Genomic DNA, 11123 nt, shown 5'->3' on the forward strand with positions numbered 1-11123 from the left:
GAAATTTCACGGAAGTTTCTGCGTTTCTGGGGTGGCGAAAGCGCAAGCTGCGCCTATCTGTTCCATCATCGAGAGTAGAGCTTAGCGAGCGACGCACATGTGTCGATGTCTCCTTAAACGCGGCCGAATGCCGGCCTGACACCGCCTTGCGGGCGCCATGCGATGGCCGCCTGCGTGCTCGATCGTGAGGCTCTCGACGCGGGGCCCACGGACCTCCGATTTCAGTATTGAGTAAAGGGAGCTGCCCGTATGGCTCTGCAGATTCTTGTTTCGCCCGCCGGAGACGGCTGGGCGGTTCGTTCCGAAGCCTTCGACAACGACCTGCTGTTCGAGGCCGGGGGCCGCGCCGAAGCGGCCGCCCGCGCCCTGGCCGACCGCTACGCCCGCGCCGGCAACCCGGCCGAGGTGAGCATCTACCTGCGCAACGGCGACTTGGCGGGGCGGTTCGTGCACCAGCCCCATGCCGGGTCGCTGTAAAGCCCCTCGCCTGGGCGATTTCCAGGCAGGGACGGCGCGTGGCGTTGACGCTGCAGGATTCGACACCAAGGCCACGAAGATCACCAAGACCACCAAGGGAGCACAAGGCGTGAGCCCGGCGGGCGCTGGCGTCCGGGGGATCTTGATGTGCTTGGGGTGACGTCGCTGGCGCGCCGTCTGGGTGTTGCGCCCTGCCCCTTTGAGCGGGCCGGAAACGATCTAGGGTGGGGACATGCTTTGCCGCCCTGCCGAACCCGCCGACTTCCGCGCCCTGGCCGACATGCGCTGGCGGCTGAAGACCGACGATGCGCCGATCGAGGACGAGGCCGCCTATGACGCTTTCATCGCGGCCTTCGTGGACTGGGCCGGAAGCGACGAGGCTTATGCCCACTGGATCGTCGAGGACCAGGGCCGCGTGCTGGGCGCGATGTCGACAGCCAGGGTGCGCAAGCCGCCGGCGCCGGACGAGCCGGACGGCTGCTGGGGCTATCTGACCAACGCCTATGTCTATCCGCAGGCGCGCAACGCTGGGGCGGGCCGCGCGCTGCTGGCGCAGATCGCGGGCTGGGCGCGCGCCGAGGGGCTGGAGCTGCTGATCGTCTGGCCGAGCGAACGCGCCTACCCGTTCTACGAGCGGGCCGGGTTCACAAGCGGGCGCGATCCGCTGATGCTGGAGCTGTAAAGATAAGGGCCGCCCCCTTTCGGGGACGGCCCTTCAGGTCTCAAGTTACGGCGCCAAGCCTTAGAACTTGCGGACGTAACCCACCGACCAGACGTTGGCCTTGCCGCCATCGTCGTCGAAGTCGTGGTAGGTGTAGTCGGCGCGCACGCCGTTGTTGTCGTCGAAGAAGTACTGGCCGCCGACGCCGTAGTTCCAGCTATTGCCGTCGGCCTTGGCGCTGGCGCCGGGGACCGAGACCTTGCCCTCGGTCTTGCCATAGCCGATGCGGGCGAAGAGGTCGGCGTTCGGCGCGACCGGCAGGAAGCCGACGCCGTAGATCGCCATCTGGTTCTTCAGCTCGGCCTTGCCCTTCACGCCGGCGATGTCGATGTCGTCCTTGCGGACGCCGAAGCCCAGCTCGCCCTCGACGCCGAGGTAGGGGTTGAAGCGGGCGCCCAGGCGGCCCTGGATCGCGCCGACGTCGGCGCCTTCGAGATCATGGTGGCTGTAGCCGACCGAGCCGTAGCCGGTGACGCCCGAATCCTGGGCGCCGGCGATCGCCGGGACGGCGAGCGAGGCGACGGCGGCGGCGACGATGAGAGACATCTTGTTGTTGTTCATTATGCTTACTCCATACTCGAACTTGGCCATCCCCAGCCGCCCGCGTAGGTCGCTCTCAAACGCGGCGACAAATGGCCGGTTCACGGGCGAGACGGAGGCCGACCAGAACTGTGGCTTTTCCGCCACAGGGCCGTATGGAGGTTTCGCCGAGCGCGGAGCGGGCTCGGCCGCGGGGTCAGTCCAGCCTGGCCAGGACCTGTTCCAGACCGTCGAAGAACCGCGGCCAGCCGGCGGCCGCGCCGTGATAGGCCTGATCCTGGCCGGTCTTGAAGCCGGCCTGCTCCATGCGCAGGCGGGTTCCGCCAGCGGTCGGGGTCAAGGTCCAGGTGACGACGCTCTCCAGCCCCATGGCGTTCCAGCTATAGGAGATCGAGCGCTCGGGCTCGATGGCCAGCACCGTTCCCTCGACCGCGCCCCATTGGGCGGTGAAGGTGAAGGCCTCGCCCACCGAGGGGCGGAAATCCGTCTTCATCAGCCATTCCTCGATCAGGTGCGGCTGGGTCAGGGCGCGCCAGATCTTCTCCGGCGCGAAGGGCAGATCGCGCTCGACGGTGACGGTGCGGATTTCGGGCGTGTCGGCGGTCATTAATCCATCCTTCCGAGCAAGTCTTCGAGGGCGTCGAACCGGCGGTCCCAGAAGCGGGCCATCTCGCAGGTCCAGTCGGCAAGCGGCGCGAGCGCGGAGAGTTCCGCGCGATAGTGCGTCTGGCGCCCGGCCTGCCGGTCGCGGACGAGGCCGACCTGCTTGAGGACGCCAAGATGCTTGGAGACGGCGGGCTGCGACACCCCCGCCCCGGCGGTCAGGGCGCCGACCGTCTGCTCGCCGTCCCGGCACAGCCGCTCGAACAGCGCGCGACGGGTGGGGTCGGCGAGCGAGCGGAAGAGCTGATCAGAGGCGTCGGACATCGAAAACCCATAACCTGTTGGCTATGGGTTATTTCATATCCGGATGGTTATGAATTGTCGAGAGGCCGATAGCGGGGCGGCGCGCGGCCGCCCCGAAGCCGCCGGTCAGTTCGGTTGGGCGACGATGCGCAGATAGGGGCGCGGGGCGTCCCAGCCGTCGGGATAGAGGCTCTTGGCTTCCTCGTCGGAGACGGCGCCGGAGATGATGACCTTGTCGCCGGGCGTCCAGTTCACCGGCGTGGCCACGCGATGGGCGGCGGTGAGCTGCATGGAGTCGAGGACGCGCAGGATCTCGTCGAAGTTGCGGCCGGTGCTCATCGGATAGCTGAGCATCAGCTTGATGCGCTTGTCGGGACCGATGACGAAGACGGTGCGGACCGTGGCGTTGTCGTTGGCGGTGCGCCCTTCGGAGCCGCCCTCGATCTCCTCGGGCAGCATGTTGTAGAGCTTGGAGACCGCCAGATCGGTGTCGCCGATCATCGGATAGTTGGGGGCGGTGCCTTGCGTCTCGGCGATGTCCTGGGCCCAGCGGGCGTGGTTGTCGACCGGATCGACGGACAGGCCGATGATCTTGGTGTTGCGCTTGTCGAACTCGGGCTTGAGCTTGGCCATGTAGCCCAGCTCGGTCGTGCAGACCGGGGTGAAGTCCTTGGGGTGCGAGAACAGGATCGCCCAGCCGTCGCCGATCCACTGATGGAAATCGATCGGGCCTTCGGTGGTGTTGGCCGTGAAGTTCGGCGCCAGGCTGTTGATACGCAGAGACATCGCCCCATTCCTTTCCTTTAGGTCCGAGCAGCCATCGGCCCCCCGGCGAAACGCGGTGTTATAGACGCCGGTTTCAGGGGTGATGCAATCGCGGCGGGCCGCTGGACGTACGGCGATCGCCTGCTTAGGTGTGCGTCCATGAGCCAGACCGCCACCCTCGCCGACTGGCGAAACCCGCCGCAGAACCGCTGGGCGTTCCAGCATATCGACCAGATCCTGCCGGTGGCGACGATCGGCGCGGCGCCGAGCGCGGCCGCCCCGGCCGAGGTCGCGCCGGACGCAGGGCGACTGGCTGGGTTCAGCGTGGCGGACGGGCGTGGCGGGACGCTGGACCTGGAAGGCTTCCTGGCCGCCACCGACACCGACGGCCTGCTGGTGCTCAAGGACGGCCGGGCGGTCTTCGAGACCTATCGGCAGGGCCTGGAGCCGCAGCGACCGCACATCCTGATGTCGGCGACCAAGGCGGTGATCGGCCTGCTGGCCGGGGCGCTGCACGGGGCGGGCCTGCTGGACCTGGAGGCGCCGATCGAGACCCTGGCGCGGGAAGCGGCCGGAGGGCCGTTCGCCGGCGCCAGCGTGCGCCAGTTGCTGGACATGCGCGCCGGCGTGCGGCTGACACCGGAAGAGGCGGCGCGATACGCCGGGGCCTGCGGCTGGGACCCGCCGGCCCCGGGGTTCGAGGGCGTGGGATTGGCGGAGTTCTTCGCTGGCCTGAAGGGGCCGCCGGCCCAGCACGGCGGGCCGTTCGCCTATGTCTCGGCCAATATCGACCTGCTGGGCCTGGCCATCGAGCAGAGCACCGGGCGGCGGGTGAGCGAACTGATCGAGGAGCTGATCTGGCGGCCGATGGGCGCGAGCACGCCGGCCTGGATCACGCTGGCGCCGGACGGGACGCCGCGCTGCACGGGCGGGGTCTGCGCGACCCTGCGGGACTTCGCGCGGCTGGGCCAGGTGGTCGCCGACGGCGGCCGGGCGGGCGCGGCGCAGATCGTACCCCAGGCCTGGATCGAGGACCTGATGCGCGGCGGCGACAAGGACGCCTGGGCCAAGGGCGAATGGGGCGGGCTGTTCACCAAGGTCCACCGGCAGATGAGCTGCCGCGCCGGCTGGTACGTGACGCACGATACGCCCGGCACGCTGTTCGCCATGGGCATCCACGGCCAGAACCTGTTTGTCGACATCGCGCGGCGGATCGTCATCGCCAAGCTGTCTTCGCAGCCCGAGCCGTTCGACTACGCCGCGGCCATGCTGACCCAGAGGGGCGCGGCGGCGCTGGCGAAGCTGGCCTGAAGGGCGCCGAAAGGCTGACGGCGTAAACGGACGTGCTATCAGTAGGCCGAACGCTCCCGCCGGCGGATTCCCGCATCGGCGGAGCCCAGGAGACAGCGCTTTGCATCAAGCCGTGATCGCGGCCACGGGCCTTTTCACCCCGCCCAACAGCCTCTCGAACGCCGAGCTGGTCGAGACCTTCAACGCCTATGTGGAGCGGTTCAACGCCGCCAATGCGCAGGCGATCGCGGCCGGCGAGATCGCCGCCCTCACCCCCTCCTCCGCCGAGTTCATCGAGAAGGCCTCGGGCATCAAGTCGCGCTTCGTGATGGACAAGAGCGGGCTGGTCGACCCGGAGGTGATGGCCCCGGTCCTGCCCGAACGGCCGAACGAGGAGATTTCGATCCTGGCGGAGATGGCGGTGGCCGCGGCCAAAGACGCCATCGCCCGCTGGGGCGGCGACCTGGCCCGCATCGACGCGGTGATCTGCGCAGCCTCGAACATGCAGCGGGCCTATCCGGCCATGGCCATCGAGGTGCAGCAGGCGCTGGGCCTGGAGGGCTTCGCCTTCGACATGAACGTCGCCTGCTCGTCGGCGACCTTCGGGATCAAGACCTCGGCGGACTTCGTCGCCTCCGGTTCGGCGCGGGCGGTGCTGATGGTCAATCCGGAGATCTGCTCTGGGCATCTGAACTTCCGCGACCGCGACAGCCACTTCATCTTCGGCGACGTGGCGACGGCGGTGATCGTCGAGCGGGCGGAAGATGCGCCCTCTTCCGGCGACAGGTCCGGCTGGGACATCCTGGGGACGCGGCTGAAGACCCAGTTCTCGAACAACATCCGCAACAATTTCGGCTTCCTGAACCGCGCCGCGCCCGAGGGGATCGGCAAGGCCGACAAGCTGTTCGTACAGGAGGGCCGCAAGGTGTTCCGCGAGGTGGTGCCGATGGTCAGCGAGATGATCGTCGCCCACGCCGCCGACCTCGGCCTCGACCCCAAGAGCCTGAAGCGGATGTGGCTGCACCAGGCCAACATCAACATGAACGAGCTGATCGGAAAGCGGGTGCTGGGCCGCGAGCCGGCGCCAGGCGAGAACGTCATCATCCTGGACGAATACGCCAACACCTCGTCGGCCGGCTCGATCATCGCCTTCCACAAGGCGAGCGAGGACTTCCAGAGCGGCGAAACCGGGCTGATCTGCTCGTTCGGCGCCGGCTATTCGGCCGGCACGGTGTTCGTCAGGAAGCGCTGACGGCGGCGAGGACTTCGGCGACGAACGCGCCCTTGCCTGCGGTGTAGCCGGCGCGGTCGTCGGGGTGGCGGGCGGCCAGGTCGCGCTTGAGCGCTTCATAGGCTGCGGCGCGGGCGGGCGCCGCGCGCAGGGCGTCGCGGAACGCCAAGCATCGCCGCCATTCCGCCCCGTCATACTCCACGAAATGAGCCAGGTGGGTGCGCGCCACGCCCTTTCCGAACACATGATGGCCCGGCACACCAGCGTGAGACGCGTAGTCATAGCCCAAGGCTTCGAGGGCCGGCCGGTGCGCCAAGGCCTCGTCCAAGGTCTGCAAGCCGACCAACAGGTCGATCACCGGCTTGGCGTCGATGCCGGGGATCGAGGTGCTGCCATAGTGCTCTATGGCCAGGACTGCTCCGCCGAGCGCCTCGGTGATCACGGCGGCCTCTTCAGCGAACAGTGCAGCCCAACGCCCGTCGTGCGGTCGCAGGAAGACCTTGCCGGGCGGTAGGCCAGGCAACGGCTCGGTCAGGTCGGTCATATGTTCCTCATCGGCCAGGCGATGCGGCCTGTTCGGCGGCCGCTAGTTCGGCGGCGTCCTGCTCGGCGCCGCGGGCCAGGTCTTCGGCGGCGTCGTTGGTGCTGGGGGCGGCCGCATGGGGCTCTGCAGCGGCGTGGCCCTTGAGGCCCAGCATCTCGCGGGCGTCCTCGCCCTCCTCGCCGAAGACGGTGCGGACCCGCAGTTCGCGCTGGGGCAGCGGGATCTCGAAGCCGCCGCTGCGCAGGGCGTCCTCGATGGCCCAGGTATAGGCCGCGTGGGTGGCGTTGGGCCGCTTCACCGCCTCCAGGGCCGGCCAGACCACCAGCTCGAAGCTGAGACCGCTTTCGCCGAAGCCGACCAGCCAGACCTGGGTCCTGCGCGCGGCGGTGTCCTTCATGGTGAAGGGCACCGCATGGACGGCGCGCAGCACCGCCTCGCGCACCTTCTCCTTGTCGGCGCCGTAGGCGACGCGAAAGGGAATGTGCATCCGCCGGGCGCCGTTCTGGTGGGTCCAGTTGGTGACCGGCGCCTCGATCAGCCGCGAATTGGGGATCAGGACGTCGAGATCGTCATTGTTGCGGATGCGGGTGGCGCGCGGGCCGATCTCGGCGACGACGCCGCGCTCGCCGGTCTGCAGCTCGATGTAGTCGCCGATGCGGATCAGCTTGTCGAACAGCAGGACGAGGCCCGAGATGAACTCCTTGACGATGCCCTGCATGCCAAAGCCCAGGCCGACGCCGAGGGCGCCGGCGAACAGGGTCAGGGACGACAGGTCGAGGCCGAGCGTCGAGAAGGCGGCGATCACCCCGAAAATGATCAGGCCGTAGGTGCTGAGCTTTTCGAAGATATAGATCGAGGGTGCGGCCTGGGCCGCCGCGCGGCCGCGAACCCGCCGGATCGCGCCGGCGGCCAAGCGGGCGGCGACCAGGGCCGCGGCCACGATGAGGATCGCCGCCACCAGGGAGCCGGCGGTGATCGAGGTCTTGCCCAGGCGGACAAGCTCGAAACTGGCCAGCGAGCCGACATCGGCGGCGATCTCCTGCTCCATGCTCAGATCTTCTCCGGGTAGACCGGGGCGATGTCGACGGGAATGTCCTTCAGCGTGGCGATCACGCTTTGCGCTTCCGCGTCCAGCCTGGCGTACTTGTCGAAGAACGCGTTCATGCCGGCATAGTCGCCGTCGCCCTGCAGCTTGACGAGGTCGGCGACCAGGGCGGCGATGCCGGCCTGCATGGCGTCGTCATTGACGCGGTAGCGCTGGGCGGCGGCGTCCCAGCTAAAGGCGCCCTTCTCCTTCAGATAGCCGTATTGCAGAGCCGCGCCGCGGCCGTGGGCCTCGCCTGCGCCCCAGCGGACAGCGCGGAAGACGCCGGCCATGTAGGTGGCGAAGAGCTGGGCGCGCTCGGCCTTGGGCAGCTCGCCCTTATCCATCATGAAGAGGATGTTGTAGACGCCCATGACGTCGGCCTTGGCCTCCTCGGCCGTGCCGCCGATCTCCTTCAGCTCGGCCGAGACGGTGGTGGCGCGGCCGTCGACCGTGATCGAACCCGGGCCGAGGCTGTGCGACAGCTCGTGGAACAGGGTCTCGAGCGTCATGTATTTCTTGCTGACCAGGGCGGCCTGGTCGGGAACCAGCACGCGTTCGCCCATCGGCTGGAGGATGCGGTCGTACTTGGCGCCCAGGACGTTGGAGAGCACGACCTTCTTGGCGCCCTTGGCCTCGCGGACGCGCTCGTCGTTGGGCAGGTTGAAGGCGATGGTCTGGGGGCCGACGGTGTTGTCGCCGCCGCCGTGCACCTGCTCGGCCACGGCGATGGGGGATTCCCCGCCGCGCTGGAAGTTCTTGTAGCGGTCCTCGACCGGGAGGTTCTCCTCCATGGCCCGCAGGTAGCCCTTGTACTTGTCGAGGGCGCTGCTCTCGGCCGGGTCCTTGAGGGTGACGAAGGCCTCGAAGGCGGTCTTCTGGCCGTAGAGTTCGTCGGTGTAGGTCTCGTAGGGACCGATGGCGATCTCGATGGGCGTGCCGGCCAGATCCATCCAGGCCATCTCGGACTCGAAATAGTCGTTGGTGGCGAACGCCTTGGCCCGCAGGGTCAGGAAACGCTTGAGGCTGGGGTTCGAGGTGACGGCCGCGGCCTTGGTCAGCAGGGCGGCGGCGCGGTCGAGCTCGGCCTTGTACTCGACGCTGTAGGGGACGGTGACCAGCCGCTCGCCCTGGCGCCTGACGATGGTGTAGCCGTCCATGAGGGCGGCCTTCTCGGCCGGATGAGCGGCGATGTAAGCGTCCAGCTCGGCCTTGGTCATGCCGGGCGGGTAGAAGCCGTGGCCGGGCCCCTCGCCCGCCGCCTGGCGTTTGTAGATGGCGGTCATCTCGCCGGCGGCCTGGATCAACAGGTTGACGACCTGGCGCTCCTGGGCGCTCAGGAAGCCGGTCTCGACCTGCATCTCGATGCGGGCCAGGCCGTCGTCGGCGACGGGGGACGCGGCCATGGCCGCGGCGGGCAGGCAAAGGGCCGCGATGAGCGGCGCGACGAACCTACGCATGTCTAGGGTTCAGCTCCGGGAACGCCGCCCCTCCGGCGGCTTTGGGCCGGACCCTATCTGGGCGGTTCGCCGGCGTCGAGGACGGTGAGCCGGCGCACGGTCAGCTCGTCGATCTCCAGGCTGCGGATGCGCGCGCGGCCGACGGCGACGCGGGCGACGGCTAACCGCCCGATGGCCAGAGCGCCGACCGCGAAGGCGCCCAGGGCGATGGCGCCGAGCGCGACGCTGCCCATAGCGCCCAGGCCGACCGCGCCGGCCGGGGTGGCGCGCGGCGCGACCAGCAGCGAGCGGGCGCGAGGACGCGGGACGACCGCTGGCGCGCGGCGGGCGCCTTGGCGGCGGAGCGATGCGAGAGCCATGGCCGGTTCCTTGTGTGGAACCCCAAGCCTAGCCCGGACCGGGCGCGGGTGTCATCAGACCGCCGCCTGCTGCGAGCTTGACAGCCCCCGCCGAGGGGACCATGTGCGGTCGGCGCCCGCACTGCGGCGCATCGAAGGAACCCTGAACCCATGCCCAGCGACAGTCGATTGCTCGCGCCGTCGAGGCCGTTCGTGGCCTGACCCTGGCTGGGTCGGCTCGCCACGACCGCCCTGACGGCGGAGCGGAGGTGAGCCAATGCAAGACACCAACAACACCATGGCGCGGCCCGTGGACCCCACCTTTTTCGCGGAGGTGGCCAGCGAGCACGTCGCCGACATCGTCGTGCGCCTGAACGGCGTCGACCTGGAGGACGCCGTCGGCGCCCTCGCCCGCCTGCCCTTCGAGCGCGCGGTCGAAGTGTTCGATCGCCCCGAGCTCGACCGCCCCGGCGAACTGCTGCTCGAATTCCCGAACGGCCTGGCCGGACGCATCCTGACGGCCATGTCGGCCGACCGGGCGGCCAGCGCCCTGCGCGAACTGGACGGGGCAGACCGTACGACCCTGCTGACCAAGCTCGATTTCGAGACGGCGGCGGGCCTCAAGCATCTGCTGGCCTACGCTCCAGATACGGCCGGCGCGCTGATGACCACCGAGTTCGTCGCCGTGCCCGAGAGCTACACCGTCGCGGAAACCTTGCAGCACCTGCGCGACGTCGAGCAGAGCCGCGAGACCATCTATGCGATCCACGTCATCGAGGCGCATTCACGGCGGCTGGCGCGCATCGTCACCCTAAGGCAACTGATCGCCGCCGAGCCGCAGGCCGCGCTCTTGGAGGTCGGTCCCGACCGCGAACCGATCGTCGTGCACGTCGATACCGATCGCGAAGAGGTCGCGCGGCTGATTTCGGTCCACGACCTGCTGTCCGTCCCGGTGATCAACGAGCGCCGGCAGGTGCTGGGCATCGTCACCGTGGACGACGTCATCGACGCCATCCTCGCCGAAAGCGCAGAGGACGTGCAGAAGTTCGGCGGTTTGGAGGCGACCTCCGCGCCCTACATGCAGATCACCTTCCGCAAGATGATCCGCAAGCGCGCGGGCTGGCTCTGCGCCCTCTTCCTGGGCGAGATGCTGACGGCCAGCGCCATGCAACACTTCGAGGACGAACTGGCCAAGGCGGTCGTGCTGACCCTGTTCATCCCGCTGATCATGAGTTCGGGCGGCAATTCCGGCTCGCAGGCGACCTCGCTGCTGATCCGCGCCCTGGCCCTGGGCCAATTGCGGCTGAGCGACTGGTGGCGCGTAGCGCTGCGCGAGATCCCCACTGGCCTGACGTTGGGGGCGATCCTGGGCGCGATCGCCATAGTGCGTATCACCCTCTGGCAGAAGGCCGGCGTCTACGACTACGGCGAGCACTGGGCGCTGATCGCCCTGACGGTAGGGGTCGGCCTGATCGGGATCGTGACCTTCGGCTCGCTCTCGGGCTCGATGCTGCCGTTCATCCTGAAACGCCTGGGCTTAGACCCAGCCAGCGCCTCGGCGCCGTTCGTGGCCACCCTGGTCGATGTGACCGGGCTGGTGATCTATTTCAGCGTCGCCCTGGTGATCCTGAGGGGCACGTTGCTTTAGCCGGCAAAAGAAAGCGGCTCCCCGAAGGGAGCCGCCATAACCGCCTAGAGCGCGTTAGGGCGAAGTGTGGGCGGTTCGCCCTAACGCGCTCTACATGCTTGATTTAGAACCCTTTTCAA

The 11123-nt window shown here is 68.5% G+C and carries 13 protein-coding genes; 5 read left to right on the top strand and 8 right to left on the bottom strand.

Annotated elements, in window-relative coordinates; all coding sequences use genetic code 11:
• Positions 1–249 precede the first annotated feature (249 nt).
• Positions 250–477, top strand: a complete 228-nt coding sequence (locus ACE3TL_RS08305) for a hypothetical protein (RefSeq protein ID WP_374578242.1) — start codon at positions 250–252, stop codon at positions 475–477.
• 232 nt (positions 478–709) lie between these two features.
• Entirely contained in the window at positions 710–1159 is a 450-nt protein-coding gene (locus tag ACE3TL_RS08310) for an N-acetyltransferase family protein (RefSeq protein ID WP_374578243.1), read from the top strand.
• Between the two features lie 60 nt (positions 1160–1219).
• Here the strand turns inward: ACE3TL_RS08310 and ACE3TL_RS08315 are convergent, their stop codons facing one another.
• From ACE3TL_RS08315 to ACE3TL_RS08330, 4 genes are all read right to left on the bottom strand, one after another.
• Entirely contained in the window at positions 1220–1759 is a 540-nt protein-coding gene (locus ACE3TL_RS08315; RefSeq protein WP_374578244.1) for a porin family protein, read from the bottom strand.
• A 175-nt stretch (positions 1760–1934) separates the two neighbouring features.
• The gene (locus ACE3TL_RS08320; RefSeq protein ID WP_374578245.1) at positions 1935–2345 is read right to left on the bottom strand and encodes an SRPBCC domain-containing protein; all 411 of its coding nucleotides are present in this window, start codon (positions 2343–2345) and stop codon (positions 1935–1937) included.
• The gene (locus tag ACE3TL_RS08325) at positions 2345–2665 is read right to left on the bottom strand and encodes an ArsR/SmtB family transcription factor (RefSeq protein ID WP_374578246.1); all 321 of its coding nucleotides are present in this window, start codon (positions 2663–2665) and stop codon (positions 2345–2347) included. The genes ACE3TL_RS08320 and ACE3TL_RS08325 overlap by 1 nt, the downstream gene beginning before the upstream one ends.
• Before the next feature lie 105 nt (positions 2666–2770).
• Positions 2771–3430, bottom strand: a complete 660-nt coding sequence (locus ACE3TL_RS08330; RefSeq protein ID WP_374578247.1) for a peroxiredoxin — start codon at positions 3428–3430, stop codon at positions 2771–2773.
• A gap of 138 nt (positions 3431–3568) precedes the next feature.
• Here ACE3TL_RS08330 and ACE3TL_RS08335 point away from each other — a divergent pair, with 138 nt between their 5' ends.
• Positions 3569–4720 (top strand): serine hydrolase domain-containing protein, encoded by a 1152-nt coding sequence (locus tag ACE3TL_RS08335; protein WP_374578248.1) that lies wholly within the window; start codon positions 3569–3571, stop codon positions 4718–4720.
• A gap of 100 nt (positions 4721–4820) precedes the next feature.
• Positions 4821–5951 (top strand): beta-ketoacyl-ACP synthase III, encoded by a 1131-nt coding sequence (locus ACE3TL_RS08340; RefSeq protein ID WP_374578249.1) that lies wholly within the window; start codon positions 4821–4823, stop codon positions 5949–5951.
• Here the strand turns inward: ACE3TL_RS08340 and ACE3TL_RS08345 are convergent.
• From ACE3TL_RS08345 to ACE3TL_RS08360, 4 genes are read right to left on the bottom strand one after another with little or no spacing between them, the layout of a single operon-like run.
• On the bottom strand, positions 5938–6474 hold the full coding sequence (locus tag ACE3TL_RS08345; RefSeq protein ID WP_374578250.1) for a GrpB family protein: 537 nt from the start codon (positions 6472–6474) through the stop codon (positions 5938–5940). The two genes, ACE3TL_RS08340 and ACE3TL_RS08345, sit on opposite strands and share 14 nt — an antisense overlap.
• 7 nt (positions 6475–6481) lie before the next feature.
• On the bottom strand, positions 6482–7522 hold the full coding sequence (locus ACE3TL_RS08350; RefSeq protein WP_374578251.1) for a mechanosensitive ion channel family protein: 1041 nt from the start codon (positions 7520–7522) through the stop codon (positions 6482–6484).
• 2 nt (positions 7523–7524) lie between these two features.
• Positions 7525–9018, bottom strand: a complete 1494-nt coding sequence (locus ACE3TL_RS08355; RefSeq protein WP_374578252.1) for a hypothetical protein — start codon at positions 9016–9018, stop codon at positions 7525–7527.
• 53 nt (positions 9019–9071) lie between these two features.
• Positions 9072–9377 (bottom strand): hypothetical protein, encoded by a 306-nt coding sequence (locus ACE3TL_RS08360; protein WP_374578253.1) that lies wholly within the window; start codon positions 9375–9377, stop codon positions 9072–9074.
• A 256-nt stretch (positions 9378–9633) separates the two neighbouring features.
• On the opposite strand from ACE3TL_RS08360, the gene mgtE reads away from it, so the two are divergent.
• Positions 9634–11004 carry a magnesium transporter gene (mgtE, locus tag ACE3TL_RS08365; protein ID WP_374578254.1) on the top strand — a complete coding sequence of 457 codons (1371 nt, stop codon included), beginning with the start codon at positions 9634–9636 and terminating at the stop codon, positions 11002–11004.
• Positions 11005–11123: the final 119 nt, after the last annotated feature.

The sequence above is a fragment of the Phenylobacterium sp. genome, from assembly GCF_041920015.1.
GTDB lineage: Bacteria > Pseudomonadota > Alphaproteobacteria > Caulobacterales > Caulobacteraceae > Phenylobacterium.